Raw genomic sequence first — 16370 nt, forward strand, 5'->3', positions numbered from 1 at the left:
TTACGCCAGTGAACACTGGCACGGTTGGACTGTAGAACAGCCCCGTACTGATGGGTAGGCCCCGGACGGACGAAAGTTACCGGCGGTACCACATAGGCTGCGCACGTGACGGACGACGGCGGACGAACGACCTCCACGGCCTCCGCCCCGGGCGGCGGACGCGAGTACCGCATGGAGGAACTGGCCGCACTGGCCGGCATCACCGTGCGCACCCTGCGCTTCTACCGCGAGCGCAAGCTGATCCGGCCGCCCCGCCGCGAGGGCCGTATCGCCTGGTACGACGACCACCACCTGGCCCGGCTGCGCACCATCTCGGCGCTCCTGGAACGCGGCCACACCCTGAACGGCATCGCCGAGCTGGCGGAGGCCCTCGACCACGGCAAGGACGTCGCCGAACTCCTCGGCGTCGACACCCCCACCGAGGAGGAGCCGGTCCGCCTGACCCCCGAGGAGCTCGCCGCCCGTTTCGAGGGCGAGGTCACCCCGGAGAACCTCGCCGCCGCCATGGACCTCGGCTACCTCGGCACCGACGGCGACGACATCGTCCACATCAGCCGCCGCCTGCTGGACGCCTCCTCGGCCCTGGTCCGCGAGGGCTTCCCGCTCGCCGAGGTCCTCGCGGCCGGCCGCAGCGTCCGCGAACACGCCGACGCCCTCGCCGAACTCTTCGCCGACCTCGTCCTGCGCCACGGCCCCGAGGAGGACATGGAACGCCTGCGCCCGCTGGCCCGCAGCGTGGTGGAGGCGGAGGTGTCACTGGCGCTGGACCGCAGGCTGCGCAAGAACCCGTAGAACGACCGGTCAGAGGTCGTACACGACGGTGACCGGCGCATGGTCGGACCACCGTTCGCCGTGCGTGGCCGCCCGCTCCACGAACCCCTTGACCGCCCTGCCGGCCAGCCCGGGCGTGGTCATCTGGTAGTCGATCCTCCAACCAGAATCGTTGTCGAAGGCCCGCCCCCGGTACGACCACCAGGTGTACGGACCCTCGGCCTCCGGGTGCAGGGCGCGCACGACGTCGACGTACCCGCCGTCGGCCGGGTCCAGGACGTTGCCGAGCCACTCGCGTTCCTCCGGGAGGAAGCCGGAGTTCTTGGTGTTGCCGCGCCAGTTCTTCAGGTCGGCCTGCCGGTGGGCGATGTTCCAGTCGCCGCAGACGACGACCTCGCGCCCGTCGGCGGCGGCCCGTTCGCGCAGGTCCTTCAGATGGGCAAGGAACTCGCCCATGAAGCGGTACTTCTCGTCCTGCCGCCCGGTGCCCACCTCGCCGGAGGGGAGATAGAGGGAGGCGACGGTGACGCCGGGCAGATCGGCCTCGACGTAGCGGCCGCTCGCGTCGAACTCGTCCGACCCGAAGCCGACGCGCACGCGGTCCGGCTCACGCCGGGTGTAGAGGGAGACTCCCGCGCGCCCCTTGGCGGCCGCGGGGGCGTGCACCACGTGCCAGCCGCCGGGCGCGCGCACCTCCTCCGGGAGCTGCTGCGGCTCGGCGCGCACCTCCTGGAGGCAGAGCACGTCCGCGGAGGTCTCCGCGAGCCACTCCACGAAGCCCTTCTTGGCGGCGGCCCGCAGTCCGTTCACGTTCACCGAGGTCACAGTCAGCACGCGGGAACGATACCGGCACACTGGACGGAGTCCCGATGTCCACCGCGGTCGCCGCCTGCACGAATATACGATGCCTCACATGAATATACGCCCGGTTGCCTTCGACCACCCCGACGCCGTCAAGCTGAACGACGAGGTCCAGGCCGAGTACCAGCTGCGCTACGGCGACGGCGGCGACGCCACCGTCCTCGACACGGCCGACTTCGAGCCGCCCAACGGCGTCTACCTGATCGCGTACGACGAGTCCGGCCGCCCGGTGGCGACCGGCGGCTGGCGCAGCCAGGACGCGAACGGCGAGGGCAACGAGGACGGCGACGCCGAGCTCAAGCGCATGTTCGTCGTCGAGGCGATGCGCGGCCGGGGCCTCGCCCGCCGGATGCTCGCGGCCCTGGAGGCCGACGCCCGCGCGGCCGGCCGCCTCCGCATGGTCCTGGAGACCGGTACCAAGCAGCCGGAGGCCATCGCCCTGTACACCTCCAGCGGCTACGAACCGTGCACCAAGTTCGGCTACTACCGCCACTACGAGTCGAGCCGCTGCTTCGCGAAGGCCCTGCGGGCGGATCTGTAGGGCCGTCGCGCGCTCAAGGGTGCCGGTGGTAGGCCTTGTTGGCGATGCGCCAGCCGTCGTCGCCGCGGACCAGCAGGAAGATGTCGGTGAACGTGTCCGCGCCGTGGAAGAGCGTCATGGCCGCGGTGGCGACGGTGCCGTGGACATCGACGGTGTCGATGCGGCGGGAGCGCGCCGGTTCGTCCCGGGCGGGCCGGCCCGGGAAGAGCGCGCAGTACCGGTCGAGGGACCACGAGACGAATGCACCGTCCCGGATCCCCTCGATGTGCGCGGTGGGCAGGAACGCGTCGCGGAAGTGGGCGGGGTCGCCGGTGGCGTGCCCGCGGATGTAGGCCTGGAGCGGTTCGAGCACGGCACCGTCCGCGGCAGTCGTGTGTGGTGCGGTCATACGGGCCACGGTGCTGCACCGTGACGGCTGCGACAAGCGCAGATCTCGCAGGGCAGCTCTGCGAGGAGCGCATACCGGCTGGATACTGGGGTCGTGGAGCTGACGGTGTGGCGGACCTTCGTGACCGTGTGCCGGCTCGGGTCGCTGTCGGCGGCGGCCGCCGAGCTGAACCACACGCAGTCGGCCGTCTCCCGGCAGATCGCCGGGCTGGAGCGGCAGCTCGGCGTGGAGCTGCTGGAGCGCCATGCGCGCGGCGTGCGCGCGACACCGGCCGGCGAGGTGTTCCGGCGCCATGCCCTGGCCACGCTCACCGAGGCGGACCGCGCGGTTCGCGCCGTACGGGATGTCGGGGGCGGGGCGTTCGAGCGGCCTCTGGCGGTCGGTGCGACGCCCTCTCTGGCCGCGGGGATGGTCCCCGAGGCCGTCCGGGCCCTGCTCCGGCGATCCGGGTCCGTCCGCTGGAGCCTGCTGCCCGGTCTCAGCGCGCAGCTGCACGACCGCGTGATCGCCGGCGATCTCGACATCGCCGTCGTCACCGACGCACCGCCCGGGCTGCCCCACGACCAGCGGGTCGAGCACCGGTTTCTCGGGCTGGACGACATGGTCGTCGTACTGCCCGTCGGTCATCCGCAGGCCGGGCGCGGCCCCGTGCCCATGCAGGCGCTGGCCGACCAGATCTGGGTCGAGGACAACGACGGGTCGGCGGCGCTCCTGCGCCTGCATGCCGCCCGCGCCGGGGTCGATGCCCGTATCGATCTCACGGCGGCCGATCTGCCCGGCAAGCTGGCCCTGGTCGCGACCGGTCACGCCATCGCGCTGATACCCGGTGTGCTGACGGGCGCGCTGCGGACCGACGTCACCACCGTGCCCCTCGTCGATCCCCCGGCCCGTGGGATCTACGCGATCACACCACGCCGCGACCCCCACCCCTTCGCAGTGCCCCTGCTCGACCACCTCGCCGCGGCCTTCGCCGCGCTCCGCCCGGCCCAAGCCGCGCACCGGCCGGTCGAGTCGGACACGGCGGTGGCCTACGGAGCGTCAGCCGATCGCGCTCGGCGGGGATCCCGGCGGCGCACCTGAGTCCGGGTGTGACAGATGCGATACGGATACACGGCAGTCGCCCTGAGAACGACGAAGACCCCGCCCGATCTTTACGATCGTGCGGGGTCTCACCGTGCAGTGGACCTGAGGGGATTTGAACCCCTGGCCCCCTCGATGCGAACGAGGTGCGCTACCGGACTGCGCCACAGGCCCTTGCAACGAGTGAAACTCTAGCATCCCCGTCGGGGTGCTTGGAAATCCGTTCCCTGACTGGTCAGCCGCGGGGTGCCGAGGCGCCCCGCGCCCTCGCCGTCAGGTCATTCGTTGGCCGCGCGGGGGCGGTCGCCGTCCTCGTACTGGTCGAAGAGGGGCGTGCGGCCGCGTTCGCGGGCCCGGCGGGCGGAGGCCGCTCGGCGTGCGTCGGTCCGGCCGCCGGCCGGGACCGCCTTGTCGTCGGCGGCGCGCTCCGCCTCCTCCGCCTCGGCCTCGGCCTCGGGCGCCGCCTGCCTGGTCTCCTGCTCCGGTACGACGGCGCTGGACCGCGCCGAGCTCCACGCGTCCGGCGCCCCGAGGTCCACGTCGGAGGTGGCGCGCGGCGCGACCGGTGCGGTCACGTACGTCGGCAGGGGCACCGGCACCGGGTCCCAGCTGTCCCCGTGCCCGGGCCGGCGCTGCCGCTCGCGCTGCTGGTCGACCCACTCGGCGTGGTCGGTCTGCTCGACGAGGGCGCGCCGGTCGGCGGCGAGTGCGGACAGGCCGGGGTCGGTCCCGGTCCCTGGTCCCTCCTCCGGTTCGTCCGCGCCGACGCCGGCCGGGTCGAGGGGCGCGCGCCGGCGCGGCTGGCGCTCCCGCAACCGCTGTGCGGCGGCTTCGGCCTGACGCCGGTCCATCTGGTAGGCGAAGCGCCGGCGCTCCTGTGCGCGCAGGTAGGCGATGTAGGCGCTGAGCATGACGGCGGGCACGCCCGGTGCCCACAGGAACGCGAGCCCTCCGACGGCGGCGACGATCGCGCCCAGTGTGAAGGCGACGAAGAGCATGACGGTGGTGCGCCGACGGCGGGCGAGCGCCTTCGAGCGCCGGGCGCGTTCCGCGGCCGCCTGTGCGGAGGGGGCGCGCCGGGGGGTCGGAATCTGCCTGCGGGCGGACGTGGCGCCCGACTTGGGCGCGGGCGTGGAGGCGGATGCCGGGGCCGGTACCGATGCGGGGCCTGCCTGGCGGGGCGGCGCGGAGGCGGACCTGGCCGCCGGCGCGGACGCCTCCTGCTCCACCTCCGCCCGGACCTGACGGCGGGTCGGAGGCATGGCGAAGGCCCGGACGTCCACCGAGTCGGTGGCGGCGTCCGGTTCACCGGCGTCCTGCTCCCCCTCCGAGGCGGAGCGCGCCCGTAGGTCCCTGGCGTACCGACGCTCCATCCCCGCCCGTCCGGACAGCAGCCGGATGGCGGTGCTGAAGCGTTCCGTCGGACGGGCCTCGTTCAGCTCGTCCTGCCTACGGAGCCACATCGGCACCAAGTAGGCGGCCCAGGCCCCGACAATGACTGCGTAGATGAGGCCGCTGCTGCTCACGCCTCACACGGTAGAGGCGCGAATTCAACGCCCCGAGACGGTCAAGAACCGATCAATTTCGAACAAGCATTCAATTTGTTCGACTAGCCGGGATTCCCTGGAGTGTTCTGCGGATTGCGGGGCACCTGCGGAGAGGTGCCCGTGCCCGCCGGGCCCGGTGCCTTCGCGGACGCGCTCTGGGAGCGTGCCCGCTGCCAGCGGCCGAGCAACCCCTCGGGCACCTCTTCCGCGGTGAGGGCGAAGACGAGGTGGTCGCGCCAGGCGCCGTCGATGTGGAGATAACGCGGCCGCAGCCCCTCCTCGCGGAATCCGAGTTTCTCCACGACCCGGCGGCTGGGCCGGTTCTCGGGGCGAATGCAGACCTCGATGCGGTGCAGACCGACGGTGCGGAAACAGTGGTCCACCACGAGCGCGACGGCCGTCGGCATCACCCCGCGGCCGGCCACCGACTGGTCCACCCAGTAGCCGACGTGCCCCGAACACATCGACCCCCAGGTGATCCCGGCGACGGTCAACTGCCCGACCAGGCGCCCCTGGTACTCGATGACGAACGGCAGCATGCGCCCCGCGTTCGCCTCGGACCGCAGGTGCCGGACCATCTGCCGGTAGGTCGGCCGGTGGACTATGGGCCCGCTGGGCGTGGGCGGCGGGATGGTGGCCTCCCAGGGGCGCAGCCAGTCGCGGTTGCGCCGGTTGACCTCGCGCCAGGCCCGCTGGTCACGCACCCTTATGGGCCGGAGGACGACGTCGCCGTCCACCAGCACGACGGGCCAGGATGGGCTGTTCAGCTCGCACCCCCACTGCTGGGTCCCGGGTGGTCCCCGCCGCGGATCTGGTCGACGGCGTGCGCCAGCAGCGGTTCCAGGACGGCCAGGCCGTCCCGCACCCCGCCGGTGGACCCCGGAAGGTTGACGATCAGTGTCCGTCCCGCCACCCCTGCCAGGCCCCGGGAGAGCGCGGCGGTGGGCACCTTCTCCCGTCCGAACGCCCTGACGGCCTCGGCGATGCCCGGCACCTCGTAGTCGAGCACCGCGCGGGTCGCCTCCGGCGTGCGGTCCGTGGGCGAGATGCCGGTGCCGCCGGTGGTGACGACGACGTCGTACCCCGCCTCGACCCCCGCGCGCAGCGCGGCCGCCACGGGTTCCCCGTCGGGCACGACCTGCGGCCCGTCCACGCCGAACCCGAGGTTCGCCAGGCCCGCCGCGACCAGCGGTCCGCCCCTGTCCTCGTAGACACCGGCGGCGGCCCGGTTGGAGGCGGTCACGACCAGCGCGCGATACGGCGCGCGCGGCGCACCGTCGGCGGACGGCCCGGCGTTCACGCCCGGCTCCAGTCGCCCGACTTCCCGCCCGTCTTCTCCTCCACGCGTACGTCCGTGATGACCGCTCCCTTGTCGACCGCCTTGACCATGTCGATCACGGTGAGCGCCGCGACGGAGACCGCCGTGAGCGCCTCCATCTCGACACCCGTGCGGTCCGTCGTCCGCACCGTGGCCAGGATCTCCACCGCGTCGTCCGCGACCGCCAGATCCAGTTTCACACCGGAGAGGGCCAAGGGGTGACACAGCGGGATCAGGTCCGGGGTGCGTTTGGCCCCCATGATCCCGGCGATGCGCGCAGTGGCGAGGGCGTCGCCCTTCGGAACGCCCTCGCCGCGCAGCAACTCGACCACGCGGGGCGAGACGAGGACCCGTCCGCTGGCGCGGGCGGTGCGCGCGGTCACGTCCTTGCCGGACACGTCGACCATGCGGGCGGCGCCCGCGTCGTCGAGGTGCGTCAGCCGGTCTGGCACAGAGGGTCCGGGGGTGTCCCCCCGGGAGGGCTCGGTCATGCTGTGTAGCGCTCCTCGTCCTGGCCCGTCGCGGTGCGGCGCTCGGGCCTGCTGTGCGCGACACGGTACCGCCAAGACGGTCCGCACCAGCGGGCAGGACCGTCCGGCGGACCGGTACGCGTGCGTGGCGGAACGGCGGGACGTCCGGCGGATGCCGCCGGACGGACCGGACCCCCGTCAGCCGAGCAGGACCACCTCGACGTCGGTGCCGGGCTCCACGGACTCCACGTCCTCGGGTACGACGATCAGCGCGTCGGCGTGCGCCAGGGCGGCGACCAGGTGCGAACCGGCGCCGCCCACCGCGGTCACCTCGCCGTCGGCGTAGGTCCCGCGCAGGAACTGCCTGCGCCCCTTGGGCGAGCCGAGCGCCTTGCCGGCCCTGAGGGTCGCCGTGGTGCGGGGCCGGTGGACGTCGTCGAGGCCCATCAGGGTGCGGATGGCGGGCCGCACGAACAGCTCGAAGGAGACGTACGACGACACGGGGTTGCCCGGAAGCGCCAGCAGCGGCGTGTGGTCGGGGCCGATGGTGCCGAAGCCCTGGGGCTTGCCGGGCTGCATGGCGAGCTTGCGGAAGTCGATGCCGCTGCCCGGCTCGTCCTCGTCGCCGACGTGCGCCAGGGCCTCCTTGACGACGTCGTACGCGCCCACGCTGACACCGCCGGTGGTGACCACCAGGTCGGCGCGGACGAGCTGGTCCTCGATGGTGGCGCGGAGGGTCTCGGCGTCGTCGACGACGGCGCCCACCCGGTAGGCGATGGCGCCCGCGTCCCGGGCGGCGGCGGTGAGGGCGAAGCTGTTGGAGTCGTAGATCTGGCCGCTGCCGAGCGCCTCGTCGGGCTGGACGAGTTCGCTGCCGGTGGAGACGACGACCACGCGCGGGCGCGGGCGCACGCGTGCCGTGCCGCGGCCGATCGCGGCGAGCAGCGCGATCTGCGGCGGGCCGAGGACGGTGCCGGCCGCCAGGGCGAGATCGCCGGCCTTCACGTCGCTGCCCCGCGCGCGCACGTGCGCGCGTGCCTCGGCCGGCCGGTGCACGCGCACGTGCCCCTCGGCGCCCTCGGGCGCGAGGCTGCGCGCCCGCATCCCGGCGACCGGTCCCTCGCCGAGTCCGCCGTCGGTCCACTCCACGGGAACGACGGCCTCGGCGCGGGGCGGCAGCGGGGCGCCGGTCATGATCCGGACCGCCTGGCCGGGGCCCACCGGGGTCAGCTCGGCCGCGCCCGCCGCGACGTCCCCGACGACCTCCAGGACGGCCGGGAACTCCTCGCTCGCGCCCGCCACGTCCGCGACCCGTACCGCGTACCCGTCCATGGAGCTGTTGTCGAACGGCGGCAGCGAGAGAGGCACCGTGACGTCGTCGACGAGGACGCAGCCCTGGGCGTCGAGGAGTTGCAGCTCGATGGGTTCCAGGGGGCGGACGGCGGTGAGGATGTCCTCCAGGTGCTCGTCCACCGACCACAGGTGGTCCGGGCCGGCGGGGCGGGTCGCGGTGCTGCTCAACTCTGCTGCATCTCCTCGGCTACGTAACTGCGAAGCCAGGTCCGGAAGTCCGGGCCCAGGTCTTCACGTTCGCACGCGAGACGGACAATGGCACGCAGATAGTCGCCGCGGTCGCCGGTGTCATAGCGGCGGCCCTTGAAGACGACGCCGTGCACGGGGCCGCCGGCCTTCTCCGCGGCGGTGGCCGCCGACGAATACGTCTGCGCGAGCTTCTGGAGGGCGTCGGTCAGCTGGATCTCGCCGCCGCGGCCCGGCTCGGTGCGCCGCAGTATGTCGAAGACGTGCGGGTCGAGGACGTAGCGGCCGATGATGGCGTAGTTCGACGGGGCGTCCGCCGGGTCCGGCTTCTCCACCAGGCCGGTCACCCTGACGACGTCGCCGTCGACGGTCGTCTCCACTTCGGCGCAGCCGTAGAGATGGATCTGCTCGGGGTCGACCTCCATGAGCGCGATCACGCTGCCGCCGTGCTGCTCCTGGACCTCGATCATGCGCTGGAGAAGGGGGTCGCGCGGGTCGATCAGGTCGTCGCCGAGCAGGACCGCGAAGGGCTCGTGGCCCACGTGCGGGGCGGCGCACAGCACGGCGTGGCCGAGGCCCTTGGGGTCGCCCTGGCGGACGTAGTGCATGGTGGCGAGGTCGCTGGACTCCTGCACCTTGGCGAGCCGGCCGGCGTCGCCCTTCTTCTGGAGCGCCGACTCCAGCTCGTAGTTGCGGTCGAAGTGGTCCTCGAGCGGACGCTTGTTGCGTCCGGTGATCATGAGGACGTCGTCGAGCCCCGCCGACACGGCCTCCTCGACCACGTACTGGATCGCCGGCTTGTCGACGACCGGCAGCATCTCCTTGGGAGTCGCCTTGGTGGCCGGCAGGAACCGGGTGCCGAGGCCTGCCGCGGGAATGACAGCCTTGCTGATCCTGGGGTGCGACTGAGTCATGTCCGCAACCTTATCGGGTGCCTTTGCGGAGAATCCGAGGCTCCGGACAATTGGTGCCCATATGGGCTGATTAGGGAAGGGTGCGGGAACGACCTGTGGAGCACGGTGGACCTGAGGCCGAGAGTGACAAGCGAACGTTGCGCCGAGAATTCCTCGGGGTGAGGAACAGGTTGACGACGGATGTCGTCGGGGAAGCGGCCGACGCGCTGGCCGGGCACGCGCTGGAACTGCCCGAGTTGGCACATGCGCGCACGGTGGCGGCGTACGTCTCGGTCGGGAGCGAGCCCGGCACGCTCACGCTGCTGGACGCGCTGGTCGCACGGGGGGTGCGCGTACTGCTCCCCGCGCTGCTGCCGGACCACGACCTGGACTGGGGCGCGTACGCCGGGGAGGGCTCCCTCGCCCGCGTCCAACACGGCGGGAAGATGGCGCTGTTCGAGTCCTCCGGTGAACGACTGGGGCCGGATGCCGTGCTCGCCGCGGACGTGGTGCTGCTGCCGGGGCTCGCGGTGGACGCGCGCGGGATGCGCCTGGGGCGCGGCGGAGGGTCCTACGACCGGGTGCTGGCGCGTCTGGAGCGTGCGGGCGCGCGCCCGGCCCTCGTGGTGTTGCTGTACGACACGGAGGTCGTCGAGCGGGTGCCCGCCCAGCCGCACGACCGGCCGGTGCAGGCGGTGGTGACGCCGTCGGGGGTGCGACGTTTCGCGAGCCCCTGAGCCGCTCCGGCGCGAAACGGCCCCCCACGCGTGCGTGGAGGGCCGTTCCAGCGGCGGGTGGCCGTCGGGTCTAGGGCTTCAGGACGAGGGTGTCACTGGTGCTCTGGTCGACCGCCTTGTCGGAGAACGACCACGGGAGCAGTTCGCCGGCGGCCCATTTGCCCGTCTGGTCGGTGTAGTGGGCGCTGAAGGCGTGGCCGGAGGCTCCGGTGAGGTTGATCCACTTGGATTTGTCCAGGTCGTCGAGGTTGACGACCATCCGCATGGACGGCACCCAGACGACGCCGTAGCCGCCGGCGGCGTTCCAGCCGGTCGCGTCGACCGTGGCTTCGCCGCCGCTGAGCTTCCAGGGGCCGCGGTTGAGGATGTACTGGACGACGGCCGGGCCGTCGGTGCCGAGGGTCTGGTTCTTCAGGAACAGGCGGTGCAGCCGGCCCCAGCTCCAGGTGTCGATGTCCTTGCCGAGCTTCGCGGTCAGCTCCCAGCGGGCGTCGATCATGGCGCGCTTGAAGAGCTCGTCCATGGTGTCGGCCTTGGGGCGGTCGCCCGCGCCGGCCGGCGTCTTCCACCAGTCGCTGTCCGGCTTGTTCATGAGGTTGCGGACCACCTCGAACCAGCGGTCGCCGCCGTCCGGCTGGGCCTGGTCGGCGTCGCGTTCGCCGCACTCGCGCACCTTGGCGTCGTCGTCCACCGGACCGGTGCTGTCGATCTTGTCGACCCACAGGCACTGGCCCTTGACCCGCAGCTCCTTGGGCAGCTTGTTGCCGAAGGCGAGCTTGAGGATGTTGCGCCAGACCGCGTTGAAGTAGGCCGCGGCCGCCGAGTCGGCGTCCTGGGTGTAGTCCCAGCCCTCGAGGAGTTTCTGCGCCTCGCGGACGTCCTTGTCGTCGAGGTTGATCTTCAGCAGCTTGGGCACCAGCAGCTTGGCGATCTCGCTGCTGTTGTCCGTCTGCATCTGGCGCATGTCGTCGGTGGAGATCTTGCCGCCGTCCTTGATCTTGGACTCGATCAGGTCGGTGATGCGCTGGCTGCGGGTGCCGTAGCCCCAGTCCGTGGTGAGCGTGTAGGGGTACTTGTCCTTGTCGATCACGGCCTGGTTGGCGGTGACGATGTAGCCGCGCTTCGGGTCGTACTCGTAGGGCAGCTCGTCCTGCTTGATGTAGCCGGTCCACTTGTACGTGGAGTCCCAGCCCGGCGCCGGGATGGACCCGTCGTCCGCCGACGAGCGCGTGGGGATCTTGCCCGGCAGCGTGTAGCCGATGTTGTTCTTGGTGTCGGCGTAGATCAAATTCTGCGAGGGCACGTCGAACTGGGCGGCCGCGGCCCGGAACTCGCTCCAGTCGGACGCCTTGTCGATGGCGAAGACGGCGTCCATGGTGGTGCCCGGGTCCAGGGCGGTCCAGCGCAGGGCGATGCCGTAGCCGTCGCCGCGGTCGGGTGCCGCGGTGTCCACGGAGGCCTTCTTGCCGACCTCGACGAGTTCGTCGTCACGGTCGGACAGCAGCGGCATGCCGTCGGCGGTCTGGCGCACCACGATCTTCTTGGACGCGCCGCCGGCGACCTCGATGGTCTCGGTGCGGGTCGTGAAGGACTTGGTCTTGTCGTCGTACAGGTAGCCGTCGCCGGAGAGCTTCTCCAGGTAGAGGTCGGTGACGTCGACCCCCGAGTTGGTCATGCCCCAGGCGATGTCCGCGTTGTGGCCGATGATCACACCGGGCATGCCGGCGAAGGTGTAGCCGGTGACGTCGTACTGGCACTTGCTGGAGACCGTGGTGCAGTGCAGGCCCATCTGGTACCAGACGGACGGCAGCGACGCCGACAGGTGCGGGTCGTTGGCGAGCAGCGGCTTGCCGGTGATGGTGTACTGGCCCCCGACGACCCAGGAGTTGGAGCCGATGCCCTGGCCGTTCACGCCGACGGCCGTGGGGACGTCGTCCAGGACGTCGTAGAGCCGCTCCAGCTGGCTCGTGACCGCCGAACCGCCGGACGACGAGGTGGTGGTGCCACCGGTGCCCGTCGAGGTCCCGGAGCCGCTCGCGGAGCCGCTCTGCTCGAACGTCCTGGTGACCTCGTCGTACTGGCCCTCCTGGACGATCGGCTGGTTGCGGCTGTACGGGTAGTCCGGGTACAGGTCCTTGATCTGCTGCGGGCCGAGACGGCTGGTCATCAGGGCGCGGTCGATCTCGTCGTCCATGTTGCCGCGCAGGTCCCAGGCCATCGCCTTCAGCCAGGAGACCGAGTCGACGGGGGTCCACTGCTCGGGCTTGTAGTCGTTGACGAACCCGAGGGCCGCGTACTCCAGGGAGATGTCCTTGCCGCTCTTGCCCCGGAGGTAGGCGTTGACCCCCTTGGAGTAGGCCTGGAGGTACTTCTTCGTGGAGGCCGACAGCTTGGTGTCGTACTCCTCCTTCGCGACCCGGTCCCAGCCCATGGTGCGCAGGAACTCGTCGTTCTTCACCTGGCCCTTGCCGAACATCTCCGACAGGCGCCCGGAGGTCATGTGGCGGCGCACGTCCATCTCGTAGAACCGGTCCTGCGCCTGGACGTAGCCCTGCGCCATGAACAGGTCCTCGTCGGTCGAGGCGTAGATCTGCGGGATGCCGTAGCTGTCGCGCTTCACGGTCACGGGCCCGGAGAGGCCTTCGACCGTGATCGAACCCTTGGTCTGCGGGAAGGACGCGCGGACCGTGCTGACCGACCAGTACGCCCCGTAGAAGACGCCACCGACGACGGCCAGGACGAGTACGAGCACGATCAGACGGGCTCTGCGCCCCTTCTTCCTGCCGGACTTGCCAGGCTTGTCACCCGTTGTGGCGGTGGTGTTGGGGGGCATCGCTGTCCTTGCTGTCCTAACGCGAGCGGCAGACGGGCATGTGCTTTTGACTGAGCGCTGGAGCAACCATAGGCGCAGGGCCTCACGCCACTTGACCCGGAGTGGGGAACCTGCGGGCACGGGCGTTCGATCTTGCCCGGGGAAGCGTCAAGAAAGCGTCAAGAGTTAGGTAAGGTAACGAAGTACTTGGGTGCGGAGTGCCGCACTCTCGGTCCTGTGTACGTGCGCTTCCGCGTCGCCCACGCGCGAGCCAAGGAAGGGAACCGCCGCTGACTGTCCACCACCTCAACCAGCTTCTGCTCGTCTGCTCCCTGGTCCTGCTCGTCGCGGTCGCGGCCGTGCGGATCTCCTCGCGCAGCGGGCTCCCCAGCCTGCTCGTGTACCTGGGGATCGGCGTCCTCATGGGCCAGGACGGCATCGGGAACATCCACTTCAGCAACGCCGAGCTGACCCAGGTCATCGGATACGCGGCCCTGGTCGTGATCCTGGCCGAGGGCGGTCTCGGCACGAAGTGGAAGGAGGTCGAACCCGTCCTGGCGTCCGCCTCCATGCTGGCCCTGGCCGGGGTCGGGGTGAGCGTCGGTGTCACCGCCGCGGGCGCGCACTACCTGGTCGGACTGGAGTGGCGGCAGGCGCTCATCATCGGTGCGGTGGTGTCCTCCACGGACGCGGCGGCGGTCTTCTCCGTGCTCCGGCGCATTCCGTTGCCCGCGCGAGTGACGGGCACGCTGGAGGCGGAGTCCGGCTTCAACGACGCCCCGGTGGTCATCCTGGTCGTCGCCTTCTCCACGGCGGGACCGGTCGAGCACTGGTACGTGCTGCTGGGCGAGATAGCCATGGAGCTGGCCATCGGCGCCGCCATAGGCCTCGCGGTCGGCTGGCTCGGCGCCTGGGGGCTGAGGCACGTCGCACTGCCCGCCTCCGGCCTCTACCCGATCGCCGTGATGGCCATCGCGGTCACGGCCTACGCCGCCGGCGCGCTGGCGCACGGCAGCGGCTTCCTCGCGGTCTACCTGGCCGCCATGATGCTCGGCAACGCCAAGCTGCCGCACTGGCCGGCCACCCGTGGTTTCGCCGAGGGACTCGGCTGGATCGCCCAGATCGGCATGTTCGTGCTGCTCGGCCTGCTGGTCACCCCGCACGAGCTCGGCGACGACTTCCTGCCCGCACTGGTCATCGGGCTGGTGCTCACCATGGTGGCGCGGCCGCTGAGCGTGGTCGTCAGTCTCGCGCCCTTCCGGCTGCCCTGGGGGGAGCAGACCCTGATGTCCTGGGCCGGGCTGCGCGGCGCCGTGCCCATCATCCTGGCGACGATCCCCATGGTGAACGGCGTCGACACCAGCCACCGGATTTTCAACATCGTCTTCGTCCTGGTCGTCGTCTACACCCTCGTCCAGGGGCCGACCCTGCCCTGGCTGGCCCGCAAACTGCGGCTCGGCGAGGGCCCGGAGGCCGCCGACCTAGGCATCGAGTCCGCACCCCTGGAGCGGCTGCGCGGGCACCTGCTGTCCGTGTCGATCCCCGAGGGCTCCCGGATGCACGGCGTGGAGATCAACGAGCTGCGGCTGCCGGCCGGGGCCGCCGTCACCCTGGTCGTCCGCGAAGGAAAATCGTTTGTTCCGCTGCCCGCGACGGTACTGCGGCGCGGGGACGAACTCCTCGTGGTCGCCACCGACCCGGTGCGGGACGCCGCGGAACGGCGGCTGCGCGCGGTCGGCGCCGGGGGCAAGCTGGCGGGCTGGCTGGGCACGAACGGGACGGCGGGCGTGCGTTAAGGGCGTGTTTCGGGCACTTCACACCTCGGGCAATCCCAGGTGAACGGGGGTCACGGTGCTCGTTTTCACAGGTGTACCGGACCCTCCCCCCTGTACGATGAAAGCACCCTGATCGAACCAACTCTGCCTGACGCAGAGCTGGCGCGACCGTATGGCGGCCGGATCACTCCTCGCAGTGGGCGCCGGTATCTACCGCAGTTCCGCGCAAGAGGACAGCTCTCGGCGCCCCCGCACGGGCGCGCTACCAGGCGGCAGAAAGGCACGGGCCGTGGCATCCACGGTCACCACCGAGCCGTCGGAGAACCCGGCGGCGCCGTCCCGCCCGGGATACGGACAGCTGCTGCGCACCCGCGGCGCCTGGACGTTCCTGCTCCCCGGTTTCGCGGCGCGCCAGCCGTTCGCGATGCTCACCATCTCCATCGTGCTGCTCGTGCAGCACACCACCGGCTCCTACGGCGCCGCGGGCGCCGCCGCGGCCGTCACCGGTGTCTCCATGGCGCTGTTCGCGCCCTACAGCGGCCGCCTGGCCGACCGCTACGGCCAGCGCGCGGTGCTGGTCCCCGGCGTGCTCGTGCACACGCTGTCCGGCCTCGTCCTGACAGCGCTCGCGCTGGCGCACGCGCCCCTGTGGGCACTGTTCGCGGCTGCCGTGCCGACCGGCGCCTCGGTGCCACAGATCGGCCCCATGGTGCGCGCCCGCTGGGGCGTGACGCTCCAGGACTCCCCCCTGATGTCCACCGCGGCCGCCTTCGAGTCCGTCACCGACGAGCTCACCTTCGTCTTCGGCCCGCTGCTCGCGACCGCCCTGTGCACCACCGTGGCCCCGGCCGCCGGCCTGGTCACGGAGGCCACCCTCACCCTGGCCGGCGGTCTGCTGTTCGCCGCCCGCAAGAGCACCCAGCCCCGGGTGACCGGCAGCGGCCACGCGCGCGTGCGGCACGCCTCGGCGCTCCGCGTCCCGGGCGTGCGCGCCCTGGTCGTCGCCTTCCTGGGCATCGGCTCCGTCTTCGGCGGCATGCAGGTCTCCCTCGCCGCGTTCACCGAGTCGATCGGCGAGCCCGGCCTGAACGGCGTCCTGTACGGCACCTTCGCCGCGGGGAACATGCTCTCCGGCATCGTCTGCGGCGCGCTCGCCTGGAAGGCCGCCCCGCACCGGCGCCTGGTCGTCGGCTACGCGGCGCTCGCGCTGACCGCGTCGGCGCTGTGGACGTCCCACTCGGTACTCGTCCTGGCCGGTCTCGGCCTGCTGGTCGGCATGTGCATCGCGCCCGCCCTGATCACCGGCTACACGCTGGTCGAGGGCCTGGTCCCGGCCGGGGCCCGCACGGAGGCGTTCACCTGGCTGACCGGCGCGGTGGCGCTCGGCCAGGCGGCCGCGGTCACGGTCGCCGGCCAGCTCGAGGACCGCCTGTGGGGCGGTGCCGGGTTCCTGGTGCCGATGGCCGGCACAGTGCTGGCCCTGGTGACCCTCGTGGCGCTGCGCGCACGGCTGGTCGGCCCGCCCCGGAACCGTACCGTCGCACGTGGCGTCGGTCACCGAGTACCGCTGACGGTGGACTGATCCTCAGGAATACGTCAGTATGGACCGTCGTTAGCACTCACTGAGTGAGAGTGCCA

14 protein-coding genes, 1 tRNA gene and 1 pseudogene are annotated in these 16370 nt (G+C 71.6%); 6 read left to right on the top strand and 10 right to left on the bottom strand.

The features are described from left to right. The first annotated feature begins 171 nt into the window (after positions 1-171). Complete coding sequence (locus JF597_RS22355) at positions 172-792, top strand: MerR family transcriptional regulator (RefSeq protein ID WP_293997713.1); 621 nt, start codon at positions 172-174, stop codon at positions 790-792. A 9-nt stretch (positions 793-801) separates the two neighbouring features. Here JF597_RS22355 and JF597_RS22360 read toward each other — a convergent pair whose 3' ends face one another. Then, entirely contained in the window at positions 802-1605 is an 804-nt protein-coding gene (locus JF597_RS22360) for an exodeoxyribonuclease III (RefSeq protein WP_293997464.1), read from the bottom strand. Between the two features lie 79 nt (positions 1606-1684). Here JF597_RS22360 and JF597_RS22365 point away from each other — a divergent pair, with 79 nt between their 5' ends. After that, positions 1685-2173: a GNAT family N-acetyltransferase gene (locus JF597_RS22365; RefSeq protein ID WP_293997466.1), complete on the top strand. Its 489-nt coding sequence runs from the start codon at positions 1685-1687 to the stop codon at positions 2171-2173. Between the two features lie 13 nt (positions 2174-2186). Here JF597_RS22365 and JF597_RS22370 read toward each other — a convergent pair. Then, a pseudogene (locus tag JF597_RS22370) lies at positions 2187-2528 on the bottom strand (nuclear transport factor 2 family protein); the annotation flags it as partial. 126 nt (positions 2529-2654) lie between these two features. On the opposite strand from JF597_RS22370, the gene JF597_RS22375 reads away from it, so the two are divergent. Next, positions 2655-3641 (top strand): LysR family transcriptional regulator, encoded by a 987-nt coding sequence (locus tag JF597_RS22375; protein ID WP_293997468.1) that lies wholly within the window; start codon positions 2655-2657, stop codon positions 3639-3641. A 100-nt stretch (positions 3642-3741) separates the two neighbouring features. Here JF597_RS22375 and JF597_RS22380 read toward each other — a convergent pair. The 7 genes from JF597_RS22380 to galU form a co-directional block, all read right to left on the bottom strand. After that, a tRNA-Ala gene (locus tag JF597_RS22380) sits at positions 3742-3815 on the bottom strand. Positions 3816-3919: 104 nt separating this feature from the next. Further along, the gene (gene glpR / locus JF597_RS22385; RefSeq protein ID WP_293997470.1) at positions 3920-5167 is read right to left on the bottom strand and encodes a gephyrin-like molybdotransferase receptor GlpR; all 1248 of its coding nucleotides are present in this window, start codon (positions 5165-5167) and stop codon (positions 3920-3922) included. A gap of 83 nt (positions 5168-5250) precedes the next feature. Then, a complete protein-coding gene (locus JF597_RS22390) occupies positions 5251-5931 on the bottom strand; it encodes a GNAT family protein (RefSeq protein ID WP_293997472.1) in 681 nt (226 codons plus the stop codon). Positions 5932-5951: 20 nt separating this feature from the next. Continuing rightward, positions 5952-6488, bottom strand: a complete 537-nt coding sequence (locus JF597_RS22395) for a MogA/MoaB family molybdenum cofactor biosynthesis protein (protein ID WP_293997474.1) — start codon at positions 6486-6488, stop codon at positions 5952-5954. Continuing rightward, positions 6485-6997, bottom strand: a complete 513-nt coding sequence (gene moaC / locus JF597_RS22400; RefSeq protein WP_293997476.1) for a cyclic pyranopterin monophosphate synthase MoaC — start codon at positions 6995-6997, stop codon at positions 6485-6487. The genes JF597_RS22395 and moaC overlap by 4 nt, the downstream gene beginning before the upstream one ends. Before the next feature lie 177 nt (positions 6998-7174). After that, positions 7175-8497 carry a gephyrin-like molybdotransferase Glp gene (gene glp, locus JF597_RS22405; RefSeq protein ID WP_293997478.1) on the bottom strand — a complete coding sequence of 441 codons (1323 nt, stop codon included), beginning with the start codon at positions 8495-8497 and terminating at the stop codon, positions 7175-7177. Next, positions 8494-9429: a UTP--glucose-1-phosphate uridylyltransferase GalU gene (gene galU / locus JF597_RS22410; RefSeq protein ID WP_293997480.1), complete on the bottom strand. Its 936-nt coding sequence runs from the start codon at positions 9427-9429 to the stop codon at positions 8494-8496. The genes glp and galU overlap by 4 nt, the downstream gene beginning before the upstream one ends. Before the next feature lie 95 nt (positions 9430-9524). Between galU and JF597_RS22415 the strand changes: the two genes are divergently transcribed. Beyond that, the gene (locus tag JF597_RS22415; protein ID WP_293997481.1) at positions 9525-10145 is read left to right on the top strand and encodes a 5-formyltetrahydrofolate cyclo-ligase; all 621 of its coding nucleotides are present in this window, start codon (positions 9525-9527) and stop codon (positions 10143-10145) included. A gap of 70 nt (positions 10146-10215) precedes the next feature. Here the strand turns inward: JF597_RS22415 and JF597_RS22420 are convergent, their stop codons facing one another. Further along, positions 10216-12978 carry a penicillin acylase family protein gene (locus tag JF597_RS22420; RefSeq protein WP_293997483.1) on the bottom strand — a complete coding sequence of 921 codons (2763 nt, stop codon included), beginning with the start codon at positions 12976-12978 and terminating at the stop codon, positions 10216-10218. Between the two features lie 269 nt (positions 12979-13247). On the opposite strand from JF597_RS22420, the gene JF597_RS22425 reads away from it, so the two are divergent. Next, positions 13248-14753, top strand: coding sequence for a potassium/proton antiporter (locus tag JF597_RS22425; protein ID WP_293997715.1), 1506 nt, complete (start codon positions 13248-13250; stop codon positions 14751-14753). A 268-nt stretch (positions 14754-15021) separates the two neighbouring features. Continuing rightward, a complete protein-coding gene (locus JF597_RS22430; protein WP_293997485.1) occupies positions 15022-16314 on the top strand; it encodes an MFS transporter in 1293 nt (430 codons plus the stop codon). The last annotated feature ends 56 nt before the right edge of the window (positions 16315-16370 follow it).

The organism is Streptomyces sp., assembly GCF_019510245.1.
Lineage (GTDB): Bacteria > Actinomycetota > Actinomycetes > Streptomycetales > Streptomycetaceae > Streptomyces.

What these genes read in the sequence shown, in the direction of transcription:
- JF597_RS22355 (WP_293997713.1), top strand. Translation starts at nt 172, where the DNA reads ATGGAGGAACTGGCCGCACTGGCCGGCATCACCGTGCGCACCCTGCGC.
- JF597_RS22365 (WP_293997466.1), top strand. Translation starts at nt 1,685, where the DNA reads ATGAATATACGCCCGGTTGCCTTCGACCACCCCGACGCCGTCAAGCTG.
- moaC (WP_293997476.1), bottom strand. Translation starts at nt 6,997, where the DNA reads ATGACCGAGCCCTCCCGGGGGGACACCCCCGGACCCTCTGTGCCAGAC.
- galU (WP_293997480.1), bottom strand. Translation starts at nt 9,429, where the DNA reads ATGACTCAGTCGCACCCCAGGATCAGCAAGGCTGTCATTCCCGCGGCA.
- JF597_RS22420 (WP_293997483.1), bottom strand. Translation starts at nt 12,978, where the DNA reads ATGCCCCCCAACACCACCGCCACAACGGGTGACAAGCCTGGCAAGTCC.